Here is a 26156-nt window from a genome sequence, read left to right as displayed (position 1 = left end):
GGGCAGCGCGGCGCAACGGTTGGGCCGTCGGGTCACCGCCCGCAGGTTCGCGATGACGCAAGAACCCCGTTTGTCCCGGCGGCTGCGGCTGCGCCTCGGTGCCTTCGTCCTCGCCCTTCTCGCCGGCGCAGCAGTGACCCTGTCGGTCGACCTGCCGACCGTCGCAGAGGTGCGTTCCTGGCTGGACGAGGGAGGTGCTGCGCGCTGGCTGGTGGCTGTCGTGGGCGTCTCCCTCGCCTTGCAGACGCCCGTCTCGCGATCGGCGATCTCCGTGCTGCTGGGTGCCGTCGTCGGTTTCCCCGCAGGGTTGGCGGTGGCCCTGAGCGGCGGGCTGCTCGGTGGACTGGCCGGCTTCGCCCTGAGCCGCTGGCTCGGCCGGGAAGCCGTGGCCCGCCTGGCCGGTGCTCGGCTGGCCGCGCTCGACCGCCGGGTGGGCGCACGGGGGTTCGCCTCCGTCCTTGCCGCGCGCATGGCGCCCGTGGCGCCGTTCATGGTCGTCAGCTACGCGGCCGGCCTCAGCAGCGTCCGGCTGCTGCCCTACCTGCTCGGAACCGCGCTGGGGCTGGTGCCGTGGTCGGTCCTGTACGTCGGCATCGGCACCTCCGTGACGAGCACCGGCTTCTGGACGTCACTGGCCGGCGTCGCGCCACTCGCCGTCCTGGCGTCCTGCGCGCTGCTGGCGGCCTGGCTCTGGTGGCGGCGGCACTGGCCGCATGCCACGCCGCACATGGGCTGGAGATCCACCGCGACGAGGCGGGCCGGTCTCGGTGATGACCTGTCCACTCTCCCGCCGGAGCGACCCGACAACTGATCGAAGCAAACCCGCAGCCCTCCGCGGAATCAGGCGGTCGCTACCAGCGGGGGCCGCGAGTGAGGGACGGAGCGGCCACTGGTGGCCACCGGGCGGTACGCCGACACCCAGCCAGGAGGCAGTTCAACCCCAGGCGCGGCCGCTCTCAACAGCCAGACTGAGCCTGCCGGCGGCGCCTGATGGGCCCACGGTGACCGGCTGCGTGGTCCCGCCCGCAGCGCCGCCACCACGTCACCGTTGCTCGTCATGACACCGATGAGGCGATGAGAAGCCTCCCCAGCGGACCGTCGACCGGACCGAACACCCGGTGATGCTCGGCCTTGAGCCCGGCCGGCGGCAGCAGCGCGGCGACGTCCTCATCCTCCTCGTACAGCCGGTGCCCCTCCGCGACGAAGTCGCGTCGGGCGACTGCAGGCATGTGTCGCTCGAGGTGGTACCCGAGCGCGACGTGACCGCCGGGCCGCAGGAGATGCCTGATTGCCTCGAGTGCCTTGACCGGGTCTGACCAGAAGTAGAGGACGTGGACGGCGACGACGAGGTCGATCGGGCGGTACGCGTTCAGCGCCACCGCGTCGCCCTGTACGAGGCGAAGCCGCCCGGCCTCGATCGCCGCGCGGTTTCGGCCGGCTGCCTGACCGGCCAGAGCCGGCGACGGGTCCGCACCGAGGACGAGTGCGTCGGGGAACGCAGACAGGAGCGCGGCCAGGCCCACTCCGGGGCCGAAGCCGAGCTCGGCGACAACACGGGCCGGCGGCACCAAGGACGCCACCTCGTCGACGAGTCGCCGGTTGAAGGCCGCGTTGTTGCGTGCCATGAAGCGCCCGGCCAGGCGTCCGAGCAGCCCGGAGGGCGAGCCGAATTGCCGTCCGACCACTCCCATCACACCTCCCCCGGCGAGGGACGGAGCGACAATAGCCATGTACAGGGTGGAGCACTTCGGAACACGGTCACTCGCCAGTCACGGGTCAGCAGCCGAGGCTGATGCCGCGCGCGGCGAGCCAGGGAGCGGGGTCGACCCGGTTCTGGTACAGCCCGCCGGTGTGCGTCTCGATGTGCAGGTGCGGGCCGGTTACTTGGCCCTTGTTGCCCACCTCGGCGATCTGCTGGCCGGCGGTGACCGTCTGGCCGGCGGTCACGAAGTACTGGTTGATGTGGCCGTACACGGTGATGGTGCCGTCGGGGTGCTGGAGATAGACGGCCAGCCCGAACCCGTTGGCCGGGCCGGCCTGCAAGACGACCCCGCTCTCCGGGGCGAAGATGGGGGTGCCGATGGGAGCGGCGATGTCGATGCCGTTGTGGTTGGTACCCCAGCGGCTGCCGTAGCAGGAGGTGACCCGGCCGTTCACCAGCGCGCCCGCGCCGGCGCTGGCCTGGGCGAGCCGGGTGCGCTGCTGCTGTTCCCAGGTGGCGTTCGGATCGGTAGCGCCTCGGGCGGCGAGCAGCCGGGTCTCGGCGTCCTTGAGCTGCTGCTCCAGACCGGCCTTCTCCGCGGCGGCTGCGTCGTAGGCCTGCTGGGATGCCGCGAGCTGGGCCTGGGCGGCCGCGTCGGCGTCGGCCGCTGCCCGTACGGCCGCGTCTCGCTCGGCGACCGCGTCCCGTGCCGCCCGGTCCGCGTCCTCCTGCCGCTGCCGGACGGCCTCGGATGCCTCCAGGCGCGCGGCACGGTCCTCGCCCAACAGGTCCATGGTGGCGGCGCGCTGCAGCACCTCCTCCGGACCGGCAGCGTCGAGCAGCACGACAGTTTCTCCCAGGGGCGCGGATCCCATGAACGCCTCCCGTCCGAGAGTGGCGACGTCGTCCTGGGCCTGCGAGGCGGCGGCCTGCGCGGCCTCGAGCTCGGCGGTGGCCGCCGCCGCGGCCGACTCCGCCGCCGCGAGCTCGGCCTGCGCGGCTCGGGACGCGTCCGCGGTGGCCTCGGCCTCGACCGTCGCTCGCTGCAACTCCTCCTCGGTCGTCGCCAGGCGCTGGTTGATCCGCTCGATCTCCGCAGTGAGAGCGTCACGGCCGGGCTGGTCCTGGCCGGCGACGTTCGGCGCCGCGAGCGCTGACGGTGCCCCGCCACCGACGAGGAGCCCCGCGATGGCCACGGTGGGGATCATGAGATGACGCCATTGCCGGCCCCAGCCACGGTCGAGCCGGGCGTGTGCCGAGCGACGGACGAGAGGCGTGCGGGAGGCGCGGTTGTGCAGGGTCGCCAAGACGGCGGCTCTCCGTTCTTCCTGACCGCCTACCGAGTTAGCTGACGGGTTCGGGCTGGAAGACGCCCTACCTGGAGCGCACGCAGGTGCGCCGCCAGGATTCACCCCAGGGGATCGATGGGTCCCCGGTCCACCCGGCCAGTGGCACGGATGGTTCGGCGGGGTCCGTCCGAGGTCCTCTGACTGAGGAACGCGGCTCGGCCGGGCCGGACGGAACGGTAGTACGAAGCGTCTTAGTTGTCACGGTCGGGTAACGACTCGTCCCACACCTGCGCGCCCGAGCTCCTTGAGCGACCCCGGGCGATAGGCGGGCCGCCAGCAGGGCACTGAAGCCCGGAACACCGGCTTCGACGTCCCTCCCAGGCGACCGTCGGCATCACCTGAAGTGCACATGGATGGATCTGACGGCCGTGCCGGCGGAGCTGGAGACTGTGACCGAGAAGCGGTCCTCCAGGGGACGACTGGCGCCAGTCAAGGTCGCTCCGATGAGCCTCCGTCACCTGGGACACCACGGCTCACGACGACCGGATCGCGGGGGTCGCCGTGCGCGACACGCTGCTGGTCGACCTGGCGCTGCGCGGCCGCATCTCGGGATCGCCGCGAGGGCGTCGAGGTCGGCCTCGCAGGCTTCGATGTCCCTCGCACCGACCGAGACTGCGGATCATCGCTCACATCGCCGCATCGGCCGCGACTCACTTCCCCCGCTGCAGCGGCGCCACCGGGTCGCCGAGGCACCCTCGGCTGGCCGTTGTCCTCAGGACCGCACCGTCCCGATCTCACTGCGCTGGCCGCAACTGGTGACTGCAGGCACAGCTTCTCGGGGCAGACCGCCACCGCTGGTGATCGCCCGTGATCCCGCAGCGGACGGAACGGAGGGATTCCGTTTGGGAATTCGACGCCAGTCAACCGTGGGGCCGGGAACGACAGCTGGACGCTCGCCTACGTTCCGACCATCAGCCGACGATGCGGCGCGCGAACCGATACCCGGCCTGATCAACAGTCGTGACTGCAACAGGCTGCCCGAACGTCCGGGCGTGCACCATCTGGCCATTGCCGATGTAGAGACCGACGTGGCTGATCGGGTCATAGAAGAACACCAGGTCCCCCGGCTGCAGTTCTCCGCGGGAGACTTCCCGGCCCACGGTCGCCTGCGTTCGGCTGGCGCGCGGCAGTGACACTCCCGCAGCCGCATATGCAAACGACGTCAGGCCGGAACAGTCGAAACCGTCCGGGCCGGACGCTCCCCAGACATAGGGGTCGCCGACCTGAGCGAGGGCCATCTCGATGGCGGTGGCGCTCGCGCTACCCGGCACGACGGGCAGCGCCGCGACCTTCGGGGCGGCCAGCGTTGGACCGGCGATCTCCGTCGTGACGGCGGTCTGCTCCGCCGCGGTGAGCCGGCCGAAGTCGGATTCGTACTGCCCGATCCGCTCCTGCACCTCAGCCTGCTGCGCCTGCAGCTCAGCGAGCGCGGCCTCGGCCGCCGCGGCCGCCGCGGCCGCCTCTGCCTCGGCCGCCGCGGCCGCATCCTGGAGGAGGGCGACCTCGGCGATGATCGCGTTCGTGCGGTCGGCGATCACATCGAGCGTTGCGATCTGCTGGACGAGCTCGGTCGCGGAGTTGCTGCTGAGAAAGGCGGCCACCCGCGACCGGTTTTCGGCGATGTAGCCGCTCTGAGCAATGGCGCGCAACTGTGGCTCGTAGGCGTCGAGCATGCGCTGGGCGTCGGCCGCCTCAGCGGCGGCAACGCGCGCCGCCTCCTGCTGGCCCGCGACGATGACCTCTGCCTCGTCGATCTGCGCGTCGACCAAAGTGAGCTCCTGGGCGGCCTGCCGCACCTGCTGCATGGCCTCTGCGGCGGTCCCGGGCTCGGCGGAGGCGACCGACGGCGACAGCATGCCCCCGGCAATGAGGAGCGCCCCGACGGCGAGGACCGCACGGGGCCGGCGGGTGATCGTGCGCCATACCTGCACCGGTGACCTCCGTGAGCTGCGCCGGGCCCGGGGAAGGGACCATTTCCGTGCGCGTCGCAACCGGACGGTAGGGAACCGATGTCGACAAACGAGGGAGGGCGCGCTCGTCAGACTGCACCGTCATCTCACGTGCTCCCCACACGCCGCAGGAATACACATTGGCCCGTTGGGTCCCACCGCGAGCTAGGAAGCGGTTGACTGACAGTGGCCACATGCACTGGCGTACACCTTCACGGGGAGCGCACCCTCGTGCGCCATCTCGGCGTTGACTGCGTTGCCTGTAGATAGGCGCTGCGTGGCCGGTAGCTCTGCCAACCAGAGGTCGGGAGAGCGCCCCGATTCCCGACCAATCCCGGGTGGCCAGCGCCGCCCGCGTACTGCTCCCTACTGATCTCATCGCCGGCGCGCTGACGGTCGATGAAGTCATCCCCGTGAGCTCGGTCTGACGCGCCATGGCGCCCGCGGCCGTTCCCGAGCGCGTGACTGGTCGACAGCGATGAGATGACCACCCGCCGGGCGTCTTCATCGGGACGGAAGGTGCTTGTCTCAGCCACCCAGGAGCGTCTCACGGGCTGTAAGACGGGGAAAGGAGCTGGAGCGGTTTCCACCAGAAGCGAGTGTGTCCCGCGCCGCATCGGATGGAGGCCCTCATTTATGGGAAGCATGAGAGTCGTGGCGGCACCGACGAAGTACCCCGACGAGCTGCGTGAACGGGGGACCCGGATGGCGGTGGAGGCCCGGCGTGATCCGGCCACCCGGCCGGGGGCGCTGGCACGGGTGGCCGGGCATCTGGGGGTCAGTCCCGCGACCCTGCGCAACGGGTCACCCAGACCGAGATCAACGGCGGCTGGCCACGGCGGACGTCACGTTGCCGTCGAGAACCTGCCGGGAGACCGACCACGCGTCGCTCATGCTCCGGGTCAGCGGTTCGACGCCGGGAACCAGCCAGGACTCGTCGAACGCGGCGGCCAGGTCAGCGGCGCTACCGATCTCTGTCGGCGACGCCGCTCCGACTGCCAGTGGAAGCGGATTGACGCCGGCGAGGCGGACGTGCACGAACTCGATGGGCGTCACCGGAAGGACGCCGGCGAGCAGTGCCGCGCCCAGCAGGGGCGACACCAGGCGGGACACCAACCCGAGGTGGACGAGGGACGCGACCACGGCAGGCTCCACCTGCGGGCTCCCCGGGCCGGCGGCGAGGATGGCGTGGACCTCGTCGATGCGGCGGCGCAGTGGCTGCCGATCGGCACGCAGCGCGGCCCATGAGGTCCAGTCCGGCCCCGGGCGCCCGGCCACCTGGAAGAACGGGCCGAGCGCGGCCGCCGCGGCGAACGCGCGGTCCCCACTTCGTTGAGCGTTGGCGGGTGCGGTCACGTCGTCAGCATGCCGCCCTGATGACCGGGCGGGAGCCGGCTCACGGAGATCATCCAGCCGTTGGTCGTTGAGAAGCACCGTCGGCGTCCGGTCACCTTCTCCCCCTTTCGAGTCCTTCCCTCAAGGATGTCCCGCGACTGCCGTTCCTACTACTGCGAGTAGTAGGGGTGGGGACGAACAACGACTTGAGGAGAGACATGTACCGGTGGGTCGGACGCCGCCGTACGACGCACCCGGTCATCTGTGCGACCGCGGCGAACGAGCGTGCTACCAGCGCCGATCACCCCGCAGAGCTTCCCTCCCCTCTCGGCGCCAACCGCCGTTACTGCAGCGGCAGGAACGTCGCTGCAGTAACGGCCCTTGCCGCACTGATTGCTGTCTTCGTGAGCGTCTTCCCTGGCCAGGCGCTCGCCGCGCCGACCAACCCGAGCGACGGCGACATCACGTCAGCTCAGACCGCACAGCAGGCGGCAGCCGATGAGGTGGGCCGGATCGCCGCCCTCGTCGCCTCCGCCGAGTCCGATCTGCAGCGCGTCACCGCACAGGCCGAAGCGGCCAATGACGCATATCTGATCGCACAGGGACAGTTGGAAGAGGCTCAGCAGGCGGCCACTGAAACGGCAGCGGCGCTGCAGGCTGCCAACGACGCTGTCAGCGTGGCTCAGGCGGACGTGGCCACGCTTGGGCGAGAAAACTACATGCGCGGTGGATCCATCAGCGGCGTGGCCGCCCTGCTCAGCGCTGAAGGGCCTTCGGATTTGATGGAGCAGGCGGCCACACTCGGACTGTTGGGCGACCAGCGAGCCGCCGTTCTCGACCAACTGGAGATTGCCCGGACACGGCAGGCCCAAGCGGACGCCCAGGCCCAGGCCGCGGTCGCCGACAAGGACGAGGCTGCCCAGGAGAGCGCTGAGGCCAAGGCCACCGCAGACGCGCAGGTGGGCACGTTCCAGGCTGCGGTGCAGTCAGTGAGCGCACAGAAGGCCACGTACGAGAAGCAGTTGCAGGACGCCCAGGTGAACCTGCTGTCGCTGCAGGGGCAGCGGAACGCCTATCAGGCGTGGAAGGACCAGCAGGCTCAGCAGCAGGCAGCGGAAGCGGCACAGGCCGCTGCGTCCGCCAAGGCAGCAGCTCAGGCGGCCGCACGAGCTCGCGCGGCGGCCGAGCAGCCCGCCCCGGCCAAGCCAATCGACGGCACGTCCAGTCAGGTGACGTCGGTGAAGCCGGCGACGCGCAGCGGCGGTGTTGCGCCGACAAGCGGTCGGTTCACCACCTGCTTCGAGGTGCGCTGGGGCACCATGCACAACGCCGTCGACATCGCGGCTCCCATGGGCACTCCCATCTACGCCCCCGCGTCAGGCCGTGTCGTGCGCGCCGGAACGGCTACCGGCTACGGGTTGGCCGTGTACATCCAGCACGACGACGGTTCCGTCACGGTGTATGGACACATCAACGACTACTTCGTCAGCGTGGGCCAGCGCGTGTCAGCCGGTGAGGTCATCGCCGAGGTCGGCAACCGCGGCCAGTCCACCGGGCCGCATCTGCACTTCCAGGTCAACACCGACGGCATGTACGCCGGCGCCACCGACCCGATCCCGTGGCTGGCTGCGCGGGGTGTGGACATGGGCGGTCGCTGCTGACGACCAGCCCCGAGCCCGCCGATCCGCCGCCGACCGGGTCGCGAGCCTCACGCGCCTATGACGGCGACACATGACCGCCGCCGCGCTCCCGCTCCTGGCCCGGGGCCTGACTGGAGCACCGGCAACCGAACCCTGAGCGAGGGGTCCGACCGGCGATTCGACTCTGAGCCACGACGATCGCCCCGAAACGAGGGTCGACCGACGTGACGCTCGACATCGACCTCATACACGCCCGTAGCGCCCCAGCCGAACGCCGTCCTGCGGTAACCAATCCGCGCAAATCAGCATCGCAGACCGCGCGTCGCACCGACACGTTCACCCGAGTATCGGCCGCCGCTCCAGCCAGCACGGACGAGGTGCCGCGAGAGCAGCCAGCCCTGCGCGGCGCCTCGCCCTACGCACTTGACAGAACGACTTCCCGTGTCAGTCGTCCGACGGCTTGGCTTACCGCCGCACGAAGGCCTTCCTGCATCTGTGGGACGCGATCCACCCTTGCGCCACACGACCCAGCCGCAGCATGCTTCCCGCAAGTTTAGCGATCAGGTTAGGCCACCGAAGCGGATGCAGAGGGTTTAGGAGAAAAGGCCATGGCGAAAGTCCGCACAGGGCACGCAACGTCGCTGGATGGGTTCATTGCTGGGCCGAACGACGGTCCCGAAGCACCTATGGGGAAGGGCGGCGAGCGGCTCTTGGCGTGGTACATGGGCGGCGACACCGAATACCGGCTGCCCGGCACGGAGATGGTGTTCAAGGTCGCGCCACAGACCGCCGAGTACCTTCGGGAGACGAGTGCGACAACAGGTGCGTTGGTGACGGGACGGAGAACATTCGACCTCACCCGTGGGTGGGGTGGCGGACATCCTTTGGGCGTACCGGTCTTTGTTCTTACCCATTCGGTTCCGCAAGAGTGGGTGGACAAAGAATCGTCCTTTACGTTCGTTACGGATGGTCTCGAGAGCGCTGTAGCGCAAGCGAAGGCTGCCGCGGGTGACAAGGACGTTGGCGTGATCGGTGCGTCTCTGGTGCAACAGTGCATCAGATCGGGACTTCTTGACGAGATACACCTCGATCTGGTGCCTGTCCTGCTCGGGGATGGCGTCCGGTTGTTCGACCAGAGCGCCGAGCCGGTTGAGCTGGAAAGCACCCGGGTGATCGAGGGTGCAGGTATCACGCATCTCACGTTCCGCGTCGTGAAGTGATGGCGGGCGGGACGGCACACGACAATCTGGAACAGGCGAATCCTGGAGGCGTCCCAAACGACAACCAGCAGCGCGGCCGTGCGGCGCCATCGGAGCACGGTCGCATACCAGGCCCCGAGCACCGTCGTCGACGTCTCCCCCGGCGTGACAGCCGGTCCCGGCACTCGGTCACGGAACGCTCGGGTGCCGTGGACGACGATCACGAAGAGCGACTGCTGGTGGAGGGGTCGGGCTCGGCGGTGAGCCGCGGGCAGGACATGTGCGGGATGTTCGTCATAGGCCGAGGACCAAGCGCAGCGCGGCGTCGACCCGGCGCAATTCATCGAAGCTGAGGTTCCCGGCCGACTCCCCCAGGCGCTGCGGATCCACGGCACTCGTCTGCTCGGCCAGCACCCGTGTCAGGTGGCCCGCGATGGAAACCTCAGGACGGAAGGTGGCTGCGCGTGCCGAGGTGGACGTCGGCGCGACCAGCCAGGTTGACAGCGGCAGCAGGTCGGACTGGACGACGACGGCATAGCGGACGCCGGCCTGCTCATGGCCCCGGGCGCCGCGGGGAGAGCGCAGGCGGTAGACCTCACCACGCACGCAGCGTCTCCATGTCCCGAAGGACCTGAGCGGCCTCAGCACGGTCGGCGTCATCGGCGGCCAGCGCAGCGGCCTCCGCACGCAGCCTGTCCCGCGCGGCCGTCTTGGCGGCCTCGATCAGAGCTGCTCGAACGGCGGTGGAGACAGAGGTTCCGTCCTGCGTCAGAACCGCCAACGCCCGCCGGGCGTCTTCATCGGGACGGAAGGTGATCGTCTCAGCCACCCCTTCACTGTCTCACGGCATGTAAGACGTGGGAAGAAGTAAGCCATGCCGGTTCGATCCCGGTCACCCGCTCCGCCCACTGAACAGGTCGTATGCCGGTCTGCTCAGCGCGGCCTTGCCGCCGCTCTCGCGCCTTGACAGGTCTGACCCTGCTGACCGCAGACCACCGGCTTTGGCCGCTGCTCGAGGCACGGTTGAGGCACGACGATCAGGCCTGTTGCGAAATACCGGGGTCACCGCCCGGCGCCCTCCCGGGGGGAAGACAGCAAGGTGGCAACACTCCCGGACGCGACTGGAGATGTTCGTCGAGAGGCCGACGACGGGGCCCCTCTCCCGATTGCCTGCGAGCGCACGGCACCCCGGGGCCGCGGTGCGATACGGAGGCAACCGTGACCTCGCTCTCCAGCGAGGAGCTGGTGGACCGCTGGATCCGACGATCTTCGCCCGGCGTCCATGTCCGGGCTCGCGCCGAAGTCCTGCCCCAAGTCGCCGCGATCAAAGCCGAGCCGGCCTCGCGGGAATTCGGCGGAAGGGCGACCGATGACTGCCATCCTCACGGTGACCACCGTGCAACCCGCATCCCCTCCCTCAGACGGCCAGGCAGTGCTCCGCTGCTCCAGGCGTCCGTGTCCGTCCACCGGCACCGTCCCGGAGTTGACCGAGGCGGTTAACGTCTCGAACGAGGTCTAGCGGGAGGGCCCACGTCTGCTGGCGGTCAGGGACCACGAACAGGGCCAGGTCCCGAAACCACGCGAAGGAACCGCACGAACCAGCCGGTCTACTGGAGCCTTCTTGTCGGTGTGGCCGTGGTGACCGCAGTGGCGCGACTCGTGGTCAGCCGTCCCCTCCTCCCGCGCCGGGCGGTACCGCTGACGCGCCCGGAGCTCGCGGTCGCCGTCGTCAGCTTGGTCACGCTCGTGTTTCACTGCGCGGCGATGTTCTTCACGCCCTGGACCGACACCCTCCCCGGCGGCGAGTTCCTCGGAGAACCGATCCGCCAGCTGGGGACCGTCAGCCACTGGACCTACTGGCTCCCGGCCGGGGCGCTGCTCCTTGCCGTAAGGAGGCTGTGGTGGCCGGCCCCGGTCGTGCTCGCGGTCGCTCTGGCCGGCGTCGGCATCACCATGTTCTGGCCGTACATGCTGGTCACCCACCTGGCTTGGCTCGCTGCCGCGGGGCTGGCATGGGTCTTCATCGCCGGCGCCTTGATAGGAGGTGGCTCGGGGGCCCACCCGGCGTCCCGGCCGGCGCCGGCGAGGGTCGGCTGAAGCAGGCGCTGCCCATGGCTGGCGCCTCCGCTGATCTGCGCCCACCCCGGACCACTTCCGGGAGTGGAATGTTCAACCTCGCCCAGTCAGATGCCGGCCACGGCGGAAAGGACAGCGGGGGCGCGGTTCTCGAGCTCGATGTCACTCGTCCGCTTCCCCGGTCCTCGGTAGCCGCTGCGTTCCCGGGATCCAGCATCAACGACCTGCCAGCCCGTCGAGGTGTGGCGCTCGACGCGGAAGGTGAGCCTCTCGTCTGTCAACGGCGGCCCAAAGCTGACCCCCTACGGTGTGTGGTGAACAGATGCGGCCCGCATGACGCCGGGGTGAGGACGTCGTCGTGCAACAGACAATGCAGTGGCATGATAGTGGCATGAGTAGAACACGGCTCAGCACCACCGTCGACGACGATCTCCTCCAGGCCGCTCGACGGTTGAGATCCGGTGACACCGACGCCGCCATGATCGATGAGGCGCTGCGCGCGCTGGTGGCGCGCCACCGTTCGGCCGAAGTCGATGCGAGCTACGCCGCCTACGACGAGCACCCCCTCGACGAACCGGACGAGTGGGGTGACTTGGCGTCGTTCCGCGAAGCCGCCGGACGGTCGTGACGACGCTTCCCGCACGCGGTGAGGTCTGGTGGTGCGAGATGGCCGAGATCGGGCGCCGCCCGGTCGTCGTCCTCTCCCGCGACACAGTGATCCCCCGGCACCGGCGCGCACTCGTCGCACCATGCACCACCACGATCCGCGGCCTGGTCAGCGAAGTCGGCCTCGAGCCCGGCGAGGACCCGGTACCCCGCCGCTGCGTGGTCAACATGGACTCGGTCGAGAGCGTCTCTGTCGCGATCCTCGTTGAGCGGCTCGGACGATTGGCCGACACCCGCATGCGCCAGATCTGCGGAGCCCTCGCCGTCGCGGTCGACTGCGCGGAATGACGCCGTCTCGGCGAAAGAAGAGCCGCTCCTTGCGGTGACCCCTGCTCGCTCAGGCACGTGGAAGGCACGGGGTCCACCTGACGTAACGCTGACCAGCGGCGATGGCGCATGCAGTCCCCAGCCTTCCAAGCTGGCCATGCCGGTTCGATCCCGGTCACCCGCTCCACCGGGGCCTCCCGGGCGTGCCGCCGCACCGCTCGTGCCGTCCCTCGCGGACCATGCGGATCTCCCGCAGGCCGCCGTCGACCTGCGTCGCCCCGTCGGGGACGAAGCCGCGCCTGCGGTAGAACGCCTGGGCGCGGGGGTTCGGGTCGGCCACCCAGAGCGCCACCGGGTCGGCCGGGTCGACGACCGCGTCGAGCAGGGCCCGCCCGGCACCGGTGCCGTGTTCCTCCGCGAGCACGTAGAGCACGAACAGCTGCCTCGCCCACGCCGCGCCGGCGTCGAGCGGCGGTCCCGACATGGCGATCCCGACCAGCTCGCCGTCCCGCTCGGCGACCGCGACGCGGTTCTCCCGCCAGCGCTCGTCGGTCAGGGCAGCGGTCCAGAACCGCTCCCGGGCAGGGAGCAGGTCCGGGTCGTCGAGCACCGCGTCGGGCAGCTGCCCCCGGTAGGTCTCCTGCCAGCACCGCACGTTCACCCGTGCCATCCGTGCGGCGTCGTCGGCCAGGGCCCGGCGGACGGCCCACGACGGGTCGGCCGCGGGCACCCGGGCCGCTGCGGGACCGGTCCGGCTCACCCGCCTGCGCCGGCGAGCGCGATACCGTGGCGCGCGGTCACCGACCGGATCGCCTCCGCCACGTCCTCGATCGGCCGGTCCACCGGGACCGAGCCGGCGAAGTCGGCGAAGAACCGCCCGGCGCCGTCGCCGGAGGTGATCGCCAGGAGCCGGGCGGACCCGCCGACCACTGCGAAGGTCATCGCCGTCCCGGCCGGGACGACGAGCAGCCCGCCGGGTTCGACGTCGTGGGACGCACCGTCGACGACGGCGGTGATCCTGCCCTTGAGCAGGAACAGGACGCCGCTCCACGGCGAGACGTGCGGGGGCGCCATCGGCCCGGCAGGCGCGACCACCTCGAACACCTCGAAGGACCCACCGGCATCGCGGACGACGGCCTTCGCGATGTGGTCCCCGTCGATCATGCGGTGGTGCCGGCCCTCGCCGGCCCGGACGTGGAGAGTGCTCACGGCTCCTCCTCTGGCTGGGTGCGACCGACCCTCCGCCGGCGGTGCGGCGGGGGTGCAGGTGGTGCGCTACTCGACCCCGAGGACGTCCGCCAGCGCGGTGCGCGTCGAGACGCCGAGCCTGCGACCGGCGCGGTAGAGGTGCCCCTCGACGGTGCGCACCGACACGGTCAGCCGCTCGGCGATGTCCCTGTTGGACAGCCCGCGGGCGGCCAGCGCCGCGATCTCGCGCTCGCGGGAGGTCAGGGGCAGCGGCCGGGCCGCGACCGAAAGAGCCGGGGTCCGGGCACCGGACCGGCGGGCCAGCTCCTCGGCGCGGGCCGCCGCGGACAGCGCCGACCCGGGCCGCGCCCGCCGGCGGTGCACGTCGGCGGCCTGGGCCGCCGCGTCGCCGGCGGCGACGAGGTCGCCGAGCCGGGCCCATGCCCGAGCGGCCTCGAGCAGCGCCTCGCCGTCCTGGTCTGCCCAGGCCCGGGCATGGGCGCAGGCCGCGGCGGCCCGGGGACCGACCTCAGCGAGGTCCGCCAGCCGGGGCAGCGCAGCGGTGGCGTCCCCGAACTGGACCGCGGTCTGCCAGGCCAGCACCTCGTACGCGAGGGCGCCCGTCTCGCGGGCGAGTGCGGCCGCGGCGGCGGCGCGGCCGAGGGCCTCGGTCGTCGCTCCCTCGGCGGCTGCCCCCCACGCCAGCGCGAGGAGGTCGTCGGGCTCGTACAGGCGGTAGGCCGGGTGCTGTCCGGCGACGATGCCGGCCAGCAGCGGAGCGGCCGACGCGGGCTGTCCGGCCTGCGCCGCGGCCGTCGCCAGCAACGTGCGGCAGCGGAACCCGAACTCGTGCCCCGAGCCCGCCAGCCCGGCCCACGCCTCACGCAGCAGGGGCAGGGCGGCGCGGACCCGGCCCCCGGCGAGGGCGGCGTGCCCGGCGACGACCAGCCCCATCAGCCTGGCCGGGCCCGGCAGGTCCGCCGACGCTGCCTGCAGCCGCCGGGCCTGCTCGTCAGCCCGGTGCGGTGACCCGGCGAGGCGGTGCCCGAGCACGTGGGAGTCCGCGAGCCCGAACCCCGGGATGACGGTGGGCACCCGGTCGGCGGTGAGCCCACCCAGGGACGCGGCCTCGTCGAGCAGGCCGGTGTCCCCCGTGACCGCGGCCACCGCTGACACCGCGGAGGCGACCAGGACGCGGGCCAGGTCGTCGGGCAGCTCGTCGTGCAGCAGTGCCCGGCCGCGGGCGAGCACGGGCCGGATCCCGCCGCACGCGGCGGTCAGGGCGAGGGACATCGCGGTGACGTGGACCGGGGCCGCTCCGGTGGCCTCGGCCGCGGCCAGCGCCTGGCGGGCCTCGTCGGGCCGGCCCATCGTCCACAGCAGGTTGCCGGTGCGGTGCAGGTGGGCGAGCGCGCGGGTCGCGGCATCCGGTGCGCTCGCTCCGAGGTGGCCGAGGATCGTCTCGGCCTCCTCGCCGCGGCTGAGCCAGGACAGCACGGACGCGTGCACCAGACGGGCGGCGGGGTCGCCGGGGACGGCGGCGGCACGGGCCAGCCGCTCGGCCAGCGGCAGGTCGTAGACCCGGATCGCCGCCCCCGCGGCCGCCAGGAAGAGCGCGGGGTCCGGGGGCAGGTCGGAGTCGAGGGTGAGCACCGCCCGGGGGATCGGGTCCGGCGCCGCGTCCAGGGTCCGGGCGACCTGGCCGCGGAGGCGGCGGGCGCGGAGCGTGCCCATGGCGGCGCGGCGGACCTCGCCGTACAGCGGGTGGGCCAGCCGCGCGACGAGCCCGTCGGTGCGCACGAGGCCCCGGTCCTCGGCCTGCTCGAGGTCCGCGGGTGAGGTCAGCGCCCGCAGCGTCGGGACCGACACCGGCTCGGCCAGCGCCACCACGTCCACGACGTCCTGCACCCCGGGCGCGAGACCGCCGATCTGGCGCTCGAGGAGGTCGACCAGCTCGGGTGAGATCGCCGGCTCGCTGGTCCACCGCCAGATCCCGGACGCCGGGGTGAACCGGCCCGCCGACACCTCCCCGGCCAGCAGGTGCCGCAGGAACAGCGGGCTGCCCTGGGTGAGGGTCCACAACCGGCGCGCGGCGGCCGACTCGACCGGACCCCCGAGCACCCGGGCCACCAGGCCGCTGGTCTGCGCTGCGTCCAGCGGCGCGAGGTCCAGGCGCGGGAGGTGGTCGTCCTTCCACAGCTGCGTCACCGTGTCCGGAGCCGGCTCCCCGGTCCGGAGGGTGACCAGCACCGGTGCCAGCCGCCGCAGCACCACCCGGTGCAGCACGATCGCGGAGTGCACGTCGAGCAGGTGGGCGTCGTCGACGGCCAGCACGAGCGGCTGCTGCCGGGCGAGCGCGTCCAGCGCCCGGCCGATGGTCCCGGCCGCGTCTCCGGCCGGGACGTCGAGCAGCCCGGCGAAGGCACCGAGCGGGAACGGCCGGCTGGCCGTGCTGCCGTGGGCCCAGACCACGGTCGCCGCACGGTGCCCGGCGACCGCCAGCGCCTCGCGGGCCAGCCGGGTCTTGCCGACCCCGGCCGGGCCCGCCACGACGATCCCCACCTCGCCGGACCGGATCGCCGCGGCGACCCTCCGCAGCTCCTCGTCCCGGCCGGTGAGCGGCCACGGCCGCTGCATGGCCTCAGGCTAGCGAGCCCGGATCGAGTACGGCACTACTCGCCGCCCGCCCCCCGGGGCGCGCGAGGGTCCGGTGCATGAGCACGAGCACCGCTCTGGTCACCGGCGCCGGCCGCGGCATCGGCCGCGCCGTCGCCGTCCGCCTGGCGCACTCGGGGTGGCGGGTCTACGGCGGCGTCCGCACCGACGTCGCTGCCGAGCAGCTGGCCGCGGAGTCCGACCTGATCACACCGGTCGAGCTCGACGTCACCGTCCCCGAGCACCTGACCGCGCTCGACCGCGTGCTCCCCGAGCGGCTCGACGCGCTGGTCAACAACGCCGGTGTCGCCGTGGGGGGCCCGGTCGAGACGCTGTCCCGGGCCGACATGCGCACCCAGTTCGAGGTGAACCTGATCGGGCCGCTCGCGGTGACCAGGGCCGTGCTGCCCCGGCTGCGCCGAGCCCGGGGCCGGGTGGTGTTCATCTCCTCGATCAACGGCCGGGTGTCGTTCCCGTTCACCGGGATCTACAACGCCTCCAAGTACGCGACCGAGGCGGTGGCCGACTGCCTGCGGGTCGAGCTGCGACCCTTCGGCGTCCAGGTCGGCCTGGTCGAGCCGGGCGTGATCGACACCGATCCCTGGCACGAGATGGACGAGCTCATCGACGGTCTCGAGGCCGGTCTCGAGCCCGAGCACCGGGAGCTCTACGCGCCGCAGTTCGCCGGTGAGCGCCGGTTGATCGGGAGGATCCGCACGAACGCCAAGCCGCCCGAGCGGGTCGCCGCCGCCGTGGAGCGCCAGCTGACCCGGCGCCGGGTGCGGCCGCGGACCCTGGTGGGCGCGGACGCCCGGCTGGTCCTCGGGATGAAGGTGCTGCTGCCGGCCCGCGGCCTCGACGCGGTCTGGGCGCGGAGCACGAGCGCCCCGGTCCGCGGCGCACGACCACGGGTGCTGAGCTGACCGCCAGGAGGGCGACCACGGCGTCGCAGCACAGCCTCAGCCGCGGCGGCGGTGGTGCAGGTGGACGACGCCGCCGGCGAACCGGCGCTCGCTCACCAGCTCGAGGTCCAGCCGGACGCCGTCGGGCAGCGCGCGGGTGCCGCCGCCCACGACCACCGGGTGCACGAGGTGGTGCACCTCGTCGACCAGCCCGGCGCGGAACACGGACTCCGCCAGACCTGCGCCGCCGACGCCGAGGTCGCTCTCCGAGGACTCCTTCAGCTGCTGCACCGCCGCCGGGTCGAAGGCGCGTTCCAGACGGGTGCGCGGCGTGCCGACCGCCTCCAGCGTGGTCGAGTAGACGACCTTGTCCGCGGCCCGCCAGATCTCGGCGTACTCGTTCTCGACGGCCGGGTGCTCGGGGCCGCCGAGGGTCTGCCAGACCGCCATCACCTCGTACGTCCGGCGGCCGTAGAGGTACGTGCCGACCGACCGCTCGAGGTCGTTCACGAAGGCGTGCACCTCCGGGTCGGGTTCGGCCCAGTCGAACGTCCCGTCCGCGTCGGCGATGTAGCCGTCGAGCGAGCAGATCGTGGTGTAGACCAGCCGGCCCATCAGCCCTGCTCGATCACGGAGAAGACGTTGCCGGCCGGGTCGGTGAACCAGGCGATCAGCGGGCCGCCGGCGCGCATCACGCCGTTCTCGTCGGTCGGTGGCTCGTCGTAGTGCAGGAACTGCACGCCCCGGGAGGTCAGCTCGGCCACCGCGGCGTCGACGTCGGGCACCGGGAAGTTGAGCACCGTGTAGGTGGCCGGGGTGTGCCCGGGCCCCTTGGCGTAGACGAGCACGTCCCGCCCCCCGGCGAGGTGCAGGTGCATGATCCCGCCCATCTCCGGCTCCGCGCTGGTGCGCAGCCCGAGCACGTCGGTGTAGAAGGCGCGCGCCGCGTCCAGGTCGTCGACGGAGAAGCCGCTGAACGCGGCGCTGTCGCGGAGCAGTGAGGTGCTGGTCTCGGTCATGCCCTCCAGACCGCCGCGACCGGCCGAACTCATCGCGCCGTAGGGGCCGGGTTCCGCGGCAGGTCGAACAGGTCGAACAGCCGGGTGTCGAGGAAGGCGGTCATCCGGGTGACGCGGCCGTCGGCGCCGAACTCCAGCGCGGTGACCGACCACGGCTCGAACTGCCCGTCGGGCCCGCTCGGGCGCCACTGGGCGTACGCCGGGTTGCCGTTGAGCTCCAGGGGCACGACGTGCGACCCGCGGCAGTCGGCGCCGGGCCCGATGAGCCAGGTCCCGATGTCGGCGGAGCTGCGCAGCCACATCGCGTAGGGCGGCATGTCCATCACCGCGTCCTCGTGCAGCAGCGCGACCAGCGCCTCGATGTCGTAGCGGCCGAAGGCGTCCAGGTAGCGGTCCAGCAGCTCGGCCTGGTCGGCGGCGACCTCGGGCCGGGCCGGCTGCTCGGCGGCCTGCTGCGCGGCGAGGGTGGCCCGGGCGCGCTGCAGCGCGCTGTTGACCGCGGCCACCGACGTCTCCAGCAGCCCGGCGACCTCGTCGGCCTTCCAGCGGAGCACGTCGCGGAGGATCAGCACCGCCCGCTGCCGGGGTGGGAGGAACTGCAGCGCGGCCACGAAGGCCAGCCGCACCGACTCCTTCTGCACCGCGAGGTCGGCCGGGTCGCCGCCCACCGGCAGCACCTGCCGGTCCAGCGCCGGCTCGACCCAGGCGCCGTCGGGCAGCACGCCGTCGAGCGATGCCTCGACCGGGGCGGAGGCCTCCTCGGACATGTCGACCGGGAGCGCCCGCCGCTTGCGCCCGTCGAGGGCGTCCAGGCAGACGTTGGTGGCGATCCGGTACATCCAGGAGCGCAGCGCGCCGGCGCCCTGCAGCCGGTCCAGCGACCGCCAGGCGCGGACCATCGTCTCCTGCACCGCGTCCTCGGCGTCGAAGGACGAGCCGAGCATGCGGTAGCAGTAGCCGGTCAGCTCCCGGCGGTGCTCGGCCAGCCGCGGCTCCAGCTCGCTGGCCGGCACCGCTCCGGGTCGTTCGGCGATCAGACCGGTCATGGCAGGACCTCCTCGTCGACGTCCCCGCCGATAGTGCCGGAGGCCACCGACAGAACCAAGGGAGCCGGCTACTGGTAGGTGACCAGCTGCGGGGTGGGCAGCACCTGCTCGATCGTCTGCTCGGGGGTGAGCATCGGGGAGTCCTCGTCGACGAAGTTCTTCCAGCCCCAGCTCAGCGTCGGCGGGGCGTCCTGGTGCAGCACCCGCCAGGTGTCCTGCTTGGCCGCCTGCCCGCCCTGCCCGTCGGCGTGCACCATGATCGCCAGCTCGTCCCGGGAGGTGTCCAGCCGCTCGCGGTCGATGATCATCCGCACCTGGAACTGGTGCAGCACCAGCAGCTTCTGCGGCAGTGCCTTCTCCCGGGTGAGGTCGGCCAGCCAGGTGACCACGGTGTTGACCTCGTCGATGCCGACCTGGCCGATCTGGGCCAGGTGCACCTGCCCGGGCTCCAGCCGCCACTCCGGGTCCAGCGCGAGGCCGACGTGGGGCAGCTCCAGCAGCGACTGGTACTCCTTCGCCTGGGTCAGGAAGTCGGTCCGCCCCGGCTGCAGGTCCAGCACCACGTAGAGACCGGCCGCGCCGGCCGCCTCCACCCAGGGCCGCAGCGTCTCCACGTCACCCTCGGCCGAGTAGTTGCCGTCCGCGCCGGGGAACTCCGACGCCACGGTCGCGATGATCTCGAAGGTCGGGACGACGGTCGCCCCGACCAGCGCGCGGTAGGGCTCGGCGGTCTGCTCGGCCCGCTCGATCGCGGCCGGCAGGTCCTGCTCCCCCAGCACGCCGAGCGCGCCGCTGCCCGGGATGCCGTAGAGCGCGACCAGCATGTGCTGCGGGAACAGCAGCTGGCCGCCCCCGGGCAGCTGGGTGCCGGTGGCCGCGGTGTCCAGCTTCCAGTCGATGCCCGGGGCGCCGGCCAGGTCGGCGCCGAGCACCACGACCGTCGGCTGCTGGGCCAACCGCTCGACCACCGCCTCCGAGCTCCGCGGGTCGGTGCCGGTCAGCAGCACCTCGGCGCCGGCGGCGCGGGCGGTGGCGATGCCGGCGAGGGCGTCCCCGCCGCCGCCGGCCAGGACCACGACGTCCTCGAGGGGCTCGGGCCGGTCGACCGCCGGCAGCTCGCCGGCGGGCTCCGCGGCCCCGGTCAGGGCGGCCGCCCCCTCGGCGCTCAGCGCGGGCAGCGCGTCGGGCGCCAGCGCCGCCACCGCGGCGGCCCGGTCGGCCTCGGCGACGGGCTGGTCGGCGTCGAGGTCCAGCCCGGTCGCCTCCGCCACGGCGTCGGCCTGCGCGGGGACGGTCACCACCTCGACCCCGTCGTCGGGCAGCGCGGCCGCCGCGTCGTCCCCGACCGCCAGGACCGTCCGCACCCCGAGCCGGTCGAGCTCGGGGGCCAGCGCGTCCGCCGACCCGTCGGCACCGAGCAGCAGCGGCACGCCCAGCCCGACGGCGGACACCGCCCCGAGCAGCTGCGCCGACGGGTCGTCGCGGCCGGCCACCACGGCGACCGGCGCGCCGGCGAACAGCGCCCGGCTGGTCGACACCGCCGCCGCGACCGGGTCGGTGTCGGCGACGAGCGTGCGGGGCGCCTCCGGGGCCGCCGTCACCGGCTGGTCGCCGGCGGCGTCGGCCGGCGCGCTCCCGGCCGGGTCGTCGTCGGCGGAACTGCTGGTGCACCCGGCGAGCACGACCAGGGTGACGACGGCGGACGCAACGGTCCCGAGACGGCGCATGCGCTTCCTCCCACGTCCCGCACCGTCCGGGGCAGGGGTCCCGGGGAGCCGGGCGTGGACACGTCGGCAGACCGCCGACCCTAGGGCGCACCCCGGGGCCCCGGCACCCCGACCGGGTGCCCGGGCCTGGACACCGGACCTGTACGCCGGGAGCATCCCCGGGGACATGGACGGCCGGCGGGACGACGAGCGGGACGGCGCGGGGTCGGGACAACCCGACGCGGCAGCGGCCAGCCAGCGGGCTGGGACCGGCCGCCGCCCGGCAGCAGGCTGGTCGACGTGACCACCTCCACCGCCGAGCTGCCCCTCCCGGCCGCCTCCGCCCCGACCGCGCCCGGGCACCGCCGCTGGTGGCGGCAGCTCGGCGTCGACACCGCCTACGTGCTGGTCGGCTTCCCGCTCTCGATCGCCGCGTTCGTCCTCGTCGTCACCGGCCTCGCGGTCGGGATCGGCACGCTGGTGATCTGGGTGGGCCTGCCGCTGCTGGCGCTCACGCTGCTGGTCGCCCGCGGGCTCGCCGCGGTCGAGCGGGTGCGGCTGCCGGGCGTGCTGCAGCGCGCGGTGCCCTCCCCGGTCTACCGGGCTGCCGCCCCCGGGGCGTCCCTGGTGCGCCGGCTGGTCGAGCCGCTGCGCGACTCGCAGTGCTGGCTGGACGTGGTGCACGCGCTGCTGCGGATGGCGGTGTCGATCCCCGCCTTCGTCGTGGTCGTCACCTGGTGGGCGATCGCGCTGGGCGGCCTGAGCTCGGTGGCGTGGGAGTGGTCGATCCCCTACGGCGGCGACCGGGAGAACTCCACGCTCCCCGAGGCCCTGAACCTGGACGACACCGCCACCAACCGGGTGCTGGTGTACACCGCGATCGGCCTGCTGGCCGCGCTCCTGCTGCCCGCCGTCGTCCGGGCGTCCGCCCTGCTGGAGGCGCAGTTCGCCCGGGCGCTGCTCACCCTGCGGGCCGGTACCCAGGCGCAGATCGGCCGGCTGTCCGAGGGACGGGACGCCGCGGTCGCCGCCGAGGCGGTGGCGCTGCGCCGGCTGGAGCGGGACATCCACGACGGCCCGCAGCAGCGGCTGGTGCGGCTGAGCATGGACCTGCACCGCGCCCAGCGAATGATCGACAGCGATCCCGACGGCGCCCGCAGCACGCTCGCCGAGGCGGCCACGATGACCCGCGAGACGCTGGAAGAGCTGCGGGCGCTGTCCCGCGGCATCGCCCCGCCGGTGCTCGCCGACCGCGGGCTGGCCGCCGCGCTGGCCGCCGTCGCCGCGCGCTCCCCCGTCCCGGTCGAGCTGTCCGTCGAGCTGCCCGAGGGCCAGCGGCTGGAGCCGGCGGTGGAGAACAGCGCCTACTTCCTGGTCAGCGAGGCGCTGGCCAACGTCGCCAAGCACAGCGACGCCACCATCGCGCGGGTGTCCGTCGTCCGGGAGGACGGCCGGCTCCGGGTGGAGGTCGAGGACGACGGGCAGGGCGGCGCCGTGCTGGCCCCCGGCCACGGCCTGGCCGGGCTCGCCGACCGGTTGTTCGCCGTCGACGGCGTGCTCGTCGTCGACAGCCCCCGCGGAGGGCCCACCCGGCTGATCGGAGAGCTCCCGTGCGCGTAGTGCTGGCCGAGGACTCCGTGCTGCTGCGCGAGGGGCTGATCCGGCTGCTCGGCGAGGCCGGCACCGAGGTGGTGGCCGCCGTCGCCGACGGGCCGAGCCTGGTCCGCGCGGTGGTCGAGCACCGCCCGGACGTCGCGGTCGTCGACGTCCGGATGCCGCCGACGCACACCGACGAGGGGCTGCGCGCGGCGGTCGAGGCGCGCCGCGCCGTCCCGGAGACCGCCGTGCTGGTGCTGTCCCAGTACGTGGAGGTCGCCTACGCCGACGAGCTGCTCGCCGACGGCGCCGGCGGCGTCGGTTACCTGCTCAAGGACCGCGTCGCCCAGGTCGACCAGTTCCTCACCGCGCTGGACGACGTCGTGGCCGGGGGCACCGTGCTCGACCCGCAGGTGGTCGCCTAGCTGTTCGCCCGCCGCCGCCGCGACGACCCGGTGCGGTCGCTGTCGCCGCGCGAGCGGGAGGTGCTCGGGCTGATCGCCGAGGGCTCCTCCAACACCGCGATCGCCCGGCAGCTGGTGGTCACCCCGGGCGCGGTGGAGAAGCACACCCAGCACATCTTCGCCAAGCTCGGCCTCTCCCCCGACGAGGACCAGCACCGCCGGGTGCTGGCGACCCTGGCCTACCTGCGCAGCTGACCCACGGGGGTTGCACAGGCCAACGAGACGGACGACGGTGGTGACCGTGCGTCGTCCGCTGCTCTGCGTCCTGGTCGGTCTGGCCCTGCTCACCGGCTGCTCGTCCGGCGGCGACGACGCCGACGCAGCGTCCGGCACGACCACGACAGCGACGGCGACCACGACCGCGAGCGCGCCGGCCAGCACCTCCCCTGCAGCCACCGGCAGCGCGCCGGCCGGCTGCCCGGCCACCGGCGACGCGCTGACCGGCACCGCGCACGCACCCACCCTGGACGTCGACGGCGACGGCAGGCCCGACACGGAGTGGATCGCCACCCAGCCGGCGGCCGACGGCTCGACCCGGTTCGGCGTGCAGACCGCCTCCGGCGACGCGATCGCGGCCGACTTCCCGTCGGCCAGCCCGGTCGCCCGCTCGCTGCTGGTCGCCGACGTCACCGGTCACGGGGAGTTGGTCGCGCTGGTCAGCGACGGGCGGCAGGTGGCGCTCTACGCGATCAGCGACTGCTCGATCGTGCCGGTGCAGAACGCCCAGGGCGAGCAGTACGCCTTCGACCTGGGCTTCACCGGCTACGGCACCGGCGTGGGCTGCGCGGACGTCGGCGGCGACGGCGTCCGCGACCTGGTCGGCCTGCAGGCCGACGGCACGTCGATCACCAGCACCGCGGTCGAGCTCGACGGGCCGCGCGCGACCAACGGGCCGAGCACGACCACGACCGGCGCCACCGCCGCGCAGCTCGACCTGGCCCACCAGGTGACCTGCGGCGACCTCACCCTCGCCGCCGACGGGGTGACCTCGGGCCCGTGACGACGTCGGGCTGACGACCCCCGGGGGGTGCAGCCAGCCCGACCCCGTCCGGCCTGCCAGCGGCAACGACAGGACGACCGGCGGTCGAGAGCCTCGACGCAGTGCCGCCGCAGCCGCGGCGCCCGAGCTCGAGAGGTCCCGCCGTGAGCGCTCCCGTGATGACCGCACTGCCCGAGACACCGCCCCGACCGCGGGACGGGGCGGTGGTCTCCATCGCCCGCTGGAGCGCCACCCACCGCTGGACCGTCATCGCCCTGTGGCTCGTCGGCGTGCTGCTGGCCGTCCTCGTCGGCAGCCTCACCGGCACCCGGACGCTGACCGGGGCGGAGAGCGGCAGCGGCGAGTCCGGCCGCGCCGACGTCGTCCTGGACGGCGCCGGCTTCCCCGACCCGCCGGTCGAGCAGGTGCTGGTGCAGACCCGCGACGGGTCCCCCATCGGGCCGGAGGGCACGTCCGCGGCGAACGCCGTCGCCGCCGCCGTCCGCAGCCTCGACGAGGTCGCCTCCGTCGGGGACCCGGTGCCCTCGGCGGACGGGACGTCGCTGCTGGTGCCGGTCACCCTGCAGGTCGGCGACCGCACCGGCGCCGCCGCCGACGACGCCGCGGCCGACGCCGTCGGCCCGGTGCTCGACGCGGTCGCCGGGGTGCAGGCCGACCACCCGGACGTGCTGGTCGCCGAGTCCGGTGGCAGCTCGATCGACACGGTCGTCGGGAACCAGCTCGACGAGGACTTCCGGCGGGCCGAGCTGCTCACCCTGCCGGTGACGCTGGTCGTGCTGCTGGTCGCCTTCGGCGCGCTGCTGGCCGCCGGCGTGCCGGTGCTGCTGGGCATCACCGCCGTCGGCGGCGCCCTCGGGCTGGTCTCGCTGGTGTCCCAGCTGCGCCCGGTCGACGAGAGCACCTCCAGCGTCGTCCTGCTCATCGGCATGGCCGTCGGGGTCGACTACGCGCTGTTCTACGTCCGCCGGGCCCGGGAGGAGCGCCGCCACGGCGCTTCCACCGAGCGGGCGGTCGAGCTGGCCGCGGCCACCTCCGGGCGCGCGGTGCTCACCTCCGGCATCGCCGTCGCGGTGGCCATGGCCGGCATGTCCCTGGCCGGCAACGCCGTCTTCACCTCGTTCGCGACCGGCACCATCCTCGTCGTCGCGGTCTCCGTGCTCGGGTCGCTCACCGTGCTGCCGGCCACGCTGGCCCTGCTCGGCCGGGGCATCGAGCGGCCGCGGCTGCCGCTGCTGGGCCGGCTGGTCGGCCGCACCGACGACAGCCGGGTGTGGGGTGCCGTCGTCCGCCGGGTCGTCGCCCGGCCCGGCCTCTCCCTGGCGCTGGGCACCGGCGTGCTGCTCGCGGTCGCCGCACCCGCGGTCGGCATGCACACCGCGATGCCGGGCCTGGAGTCGCTGAGCCGGGACAGCGAGGTGCTGCGCACCTACGACGCCATCGCCGCGGCCTACCCGCAGGAGGGCAGCACCGACCAGGTGGTGCTGTGGCGCACCGACGGCGGGCCGCTCGACGTCCCCGCCGTCCGCGCCGCCGCCGCCGCGCTGACCAGCCGACTGCCCGACCCGGCGGCCACCGACGGCGTGGAGGTCAACCCCGCCGGGACCGTGGCCCGGTTGGCGATCGGCGGCACGGCCGACGCCGGCAGCGCCGACGCCGTCGCGGCCCTGGCCGAGCTGCGGGAGGACCTCGTCCCGGCCACCGTCGGGACGCTCCCCGGGGTCACCGCCGCCGTCACCGGGGACACCGCGGGCAGCCTCGACTTCGGCGACACCATGTCCCAGCGGCTGCCGCTCGTCATCGGCTTCGTGCTGGCGCTCACCATCATCGTGCTCACGGTCGCGTTCCGGTCGCTGGCGGTGGCGCTGATCGCCGCCGCGCTCACCCTGCTCTCGGTGGGCGCCGCCTACGGCGTGCTGGTGCTGGTGTTCCAGTCGACCTGGGCCGAGGGGCTGCTCGGGTTCACCTCGACCGGCGCGATCGTGTCCTGGCTGCCGCTGTTCCTGTTCGTGGTGCTGTTCGGGCTGTCGATGGACTACCACGTGTTCGTCGTCTCCCGGGTGCGCGAGGCGGTCCGGGCCGGCATCCCGATGCAGCTGGCGATCACCCGCGGGGTCAGCCGGTCGGCCGGGGTGGTCACCAGCGCCGCGGTCGTGATGGTCGCGGTGTTCAGCATCTTCGCGACGCTGTCGCTGCTGCAGTTCAAGCAGCTGGGCGTCGGGCTGGCGGTGGCGGTGCTGATCGACGCCACCCTGGTCCGCGGGGTGCTGCTGCCGGCCACGATGGCGCTGCTGGGCGACCGCACCTGGTGGCTGCCGCGCTGGCTGCACCGGCTGCCGGCCGGCAGCCACTGAGGTCGGCGGGACTGGTCGGCGGGACTGGTCGGTGGAACGGGGTTGG

25 protein-coding genes and 1 riboswitch are annotated in these 26156 nt (G+C 73.2%); of the genes, 12 read left to right on the top strand and 13 right to left on the bottom strand.

Going from position 1 to position 26156, the window contains the following annotated elements:
* The first annotated feature begins 52 nt into the window (after nt 1-52).
* Nucleotides 53-811 (top strand): TVP38/TMEM64 family protein, encoded by a 759-nt coding sequence (locus MODMU_RS26820; protein WP_083869691.1) that lies wholly within the window; start codon nt 53-55, stop codon nt 809-811.
* Between the two features lie 244 nt (nt 812-1055).
* Here the strand turns inward: MODMU_RS26820 and MODMU_RS07650 are convergent, their stop codons facing one another.
* From MODMU_RS07650 to MODMU_RS26815, 4 genes are all read right to left on the bottom strand, one after another.
* Nucleotides 1056-1691 (bottom strand): class I SAM-dependent methyltransferase, encoded by a 636-nt coding sequence (locus MODMU_RS07650; protein ID WP_014739633.1) that lies wholly within the window; start codon nt 1689-1691, stop codon nt 1056-1058.
* An 85-nt stretch (nt 1692-1776) separates the two neighbouring features.
* Entirely contained in the window at nt 1777-2910 is a 1134-nt protein-coding gene (locus MODMU_RS07645; protein WP_014739632.1) for a M23 family metallopeptidase, read from the bottom strand.
* A gap of 110 nt (nt 2911-3020) precedes the next feature.
* Nucleotides 3021-3180, bottom strand: a riboswitch (cyclic di-AMP (ydaO/yuaA leader).
* Nucleotides 3181-3962: 782 nt separating this feature from the next.
* Nucleotides 3963-4982, bottom strand: coding sequence for a C40 family peptidase (locus MODMU_RS07635; RefSeq protein WP_014739631.1), 1020 nt, complete (start codon nt 4980-4982; stop codon nt 3963-3965).
* Nucleotides 4983-5819: 837 nt separating this feature from the next.
* Nucleotides 5820-6356: a hypothetical protein gene (locus MODMU_RS26815; protein ID WP_014739630.1), complete on the bottom strand. Its 537-nt coding sequence runs from the start codon at nt 6354-6356 to the stop codon at nt 5820-5822.
* A gap of 197 nt (nt 6357-6553) precedes the next feature.
* On the opposite strand from MODMU_RS26815, the gene MODMU_RS07620 reads away from it, so the two are divergent.
* Both MODMU_RS07620 and MODMU_RS07615 read left to right on the top strand, forming a co-directional pair.
* Complete coding sequence (locus tag MODMU_RS07620) at nt 6554-7996, top strand: M23 family metallopeptidase (protein WP_085984735.1); 1443 nt, start codon at nt 6554-6556, stop codon at nt 7994-7996.
* Between the two features lie 587 nt (nt 7997-8583).
* Complete coding sequence (locus MODMU_RS07615; protein WP_041795060.1) at nt 8584-9195, top strand: dihydrofolate reductase family protein; 612 nt, start codon at nt 8584-8586, stop codon at nt 9193-9195.
* A 273-nt stretch (nt 9196-9468) separates the two neighbouring features.
* Here the strand turns inward: MODMU_RS07615 and MODMU_RS07610 are convergent, their stop codons facing one another.
* Together MODMU_RS07610 and MODMU_RS07605 are read right to left on the bottom strand one after the other, a co-directional pair.
* On the bottom strand, nt 9469-9780 hold the full coding sequence (locus tag MODMU_RS07610) for a type II toxin-antitoxin system PemK/MazF family toxin (RefSeq protein ID WP_014739626.1): 312 nt from the start codon (nt 9778-9780) through the stop codon (nt 9469-9471).
* Nucleotides 9770-10003 (bottom strand): hypothetical protein, encoded by a 234-nt coding sequence (locus tag MODMU_RS07605; protein WP_014739625.1) that lies wholly within the window; start codon nt 10001-10003, stop codon nt 9770-9772. Before MODMU_RS07605 ends, MODMU_RS07610 begins: the two co-directional genes overlap by 11 nt.
* 935 nt (nt 10004-10938) lie before the next feature.
* On the opposite strand from MODMU_RS07605, the gene MODMU_RS07600 reads away from it, so the two are divergent.
* The 3 genes from MODMU_RS07600 (at nt 10939) to MODMU_RS07590 (ending at nt 12204) form a co-directional block, all read left to right on the top strand.
* Nucleotides 10939-11271 carry a hypothetical protein gene (locus MODMU_RS07600; RefSeq protein WP_166503423.1) on the top strand — a complete coding sequence of 111 codons (333 nt, stop codon included), beginning with the start codon at nt 10939-10941 and terminating at the stop codon, nt 11269-11271.
* 370 nt (nt 11272-11641) lie between these two features.
* Nucleotides 11642-11878, top strand: a complete 237-nt coding sequence (locus MODMU_RS07595; RefSeq protein ID WP_014739622.1) for a type II toxin-antitoxin system VapB family antitoxin — start codon at nt 11642-11644, stop codon at nt 11876-11878.
* Nucleotides 11875-12204 carry a type II toxin-antitoxin system PemK/MazF family toxin gene (locus tag MODMU_RS07590; RefSeq protein ID WP_014739621.1) on the top strand — a complete coding sequence of 110 codons (330 nt, stop codon included), beginning with the start codon at nt 11875-11877 and terminating at the stop codon, nt 12202-12204. Before MODMU_RS07595 ends, MODMU_RS07590 begins: the two co-directional genes overlap by 4 nt.
* A 154-nt stretch (nt 12205-12358) precedes the next feature.
* Here MODMU_RS07590 and MODMU_RS07585 read toward each other — a convergent pair whose 3' ends face one another.
* From MODMU_RS07585 to MODMU_RS07575, 3 genes are all read right to left on the bottom strand, one after another.
* On the bottom strand, nt 12359-12943 hold the full coding sequence (locus tag MODMU_RS07585) for a GNAT family N-acetyltransferase (protein WP_014739620.1): 585 nt from the start codon (nt 12941-12943) through the stop codon (nt 12359-12361).
* Nucleotides 12940-13392, bottom strand: coding sequence for a cupin domain-containing protein (locus MODMU_RS07580; RefSeq protein WP_014739619.1), 453 nt, complete (start codon nt 13390-13392; stop codon nt 12940-12942). The genes MODMU_RS07585 and MODMU_RS07580 overlap by 4 nt, the downstream gene beginning before the upstream one ends.
* A gap of 66 nt (nt 13393-13458) precedes the next feature.
* A complete protein-coding gene (locus MODMU_RS07575; RefSeq protein WP_014739618.1) occupies nt 13459-16008 on the bottom strand; it encodes a helix-turn-helix transcriptional regulator in 2550 nt (849 codons plus the stop codon).
* 77 nt (nt 16009-16085) lie between these two features.
* On the opposite strand from MODMU_RS07575, the gene MODMU_RS07570 reads away from it, so the two are divergent.
* Nucleotides 16086-16949 carry an SDR family oxidoreductase gene (locus tag MODMU_RS07570; protein WP_014739617.1) on the top strand — a complete coding sequence of 288 codons (864 nt, stop codon included), beginning with the start codon at nt 16086-16088 and terminating at the stop codon, nt 16947-16949.
* Nucleotides 16950-16985: 36 nt separating this feature from the next.
* Here MODMU_RS07570 and MODMU_RS07565 read toward each other — a convergent pair whose 3' ends face one another.
* From MODMU_RS07565 to MODMU_RS07550, 4 genes are all read right to left on the bottom strand, one after another.
* A complete protein-coding gene (locus tag MODMU_RS07565) occupies nt 16986-17543 on the bottom strand; it encodes a dihydrofolate reductase family protein (protein WP_014739616.1) in 558 nt (185 codons plus the stop codon).
* Nucleotides 17543-17947: a VOC family protein gene (locus tag MODMU_RS07560; protein WP_014739615.1), complete on the bottom strand. Its 405-nt coding sequence runs from the start codon at nt 17945-17947 to the stop codon at nt 17543-17545. Before MODMU_RS07560 ends, MODMU_RS07565 begins: the two co-directional genes overlap by 1 nt.
* Nucleotides 17948-17976: 29 nt before the next feature.
* Entirely contained in the window at nt 17977-18993 is a 1017-nt protein-coding gene (locus tag MODMU_RS07555; protein ID WP_014739614.1) for a sigma-70 family RNA polymerase sigma factor, read from the bottom strand.
* Between the two features lie 68 nt (nt 18994-19061).
* Nucleotides 19062-20720, bottom strand: coding sequence for a hypothetical protein (locus tag MODMU_RS07550; RefSeq protein WP_014739613.1), 1659 nt, complete (start codon nt 20718-20720; stop codon nt 19062-19064).
* A gap of 279 nt (nt 20721-20999) precedes the next feature.
* Between MODMU_RS07550 and MODMU_RS07545 the strand changes: the two genes are divergently transcribed.
* The 5 genes from MODMU_RS07545 (at nt 21000) to MODMU_RS07530 (ending at nt 26110) form a co-directional block, all read left to right on the top strand.
* Nucleotides 21000-22319: a sensor histidine kinase gene (locus tag MODMU_RS07545; RefSeq protein ID WP_014739612.1), complete on the top strand. Its 1320-nt coding sequence runs from the start codon at nt 21000-21002 to the stop codon at nt 22317-22319.
* A complete protein-coding gene (locus MODMU_RS30295; protein ID WP_231851785.1) occupies nt 22310-22720 on the top strand; it encodes a response regulator in 411 nt (136 codons plus the stop codon). Before MODMU_RS07545 ends, MODMU_RS30295 begins: the two co-directional genes overlap by 10 nt.
* A 30-nt stretch (nt 22721-22750) precedes the next feature.
* Nucleotides 22751-22954 (top strand): response regulator transcription factor, encoded by a 204-nt coding sequence (locus tag MODMU_RS30290; protein ID WP_014739610.1) that lies wholly within the window; start codon nt 22751-22753, stop codon nt 22952-22954.
* 46 nt (nt 22955-23000) lie between these two features.
* The gene (locus MODMU_RS07535; RefSeq protein ID WP_166503422.1) at nt 23001-23759 is read left to right on the top strand and encodes a hypothetical protein; all 759 of its coding nucleotides are present in this window, start codon (nt 23001-23003) and stop codon (nt 23757-23759) included.
* Nucleotides 23760-23902: 143 nt separating this feature from the next.
* Nucleotides 23903-26110, top strand: a complete 2208-nt coding sequence (locus MODMU_RS07530; RefSeq protein ID WP_197537397.1) for an MMPL family transporter — start codon at nt 23903-23905, stop codon at nt 26108-26110.
* The last annotated feature ends 46 nt before the right edge of the window (nt 26111-26156 follow it).

The sequence above is a fragment of the Modestobacter italicus genome, assembly GCF_000306785.1.
GTDB lineage: Bacteria > Actinomycetota > Actinomycetes > Mycobacteriales > Geodermatophilaceae > Modestobacter > Modestobacter italicus.
Note: the sequence above shows the minus strand (reverse complement) of the source record. Positions and strands in the feature narration are given on the sequence as shown.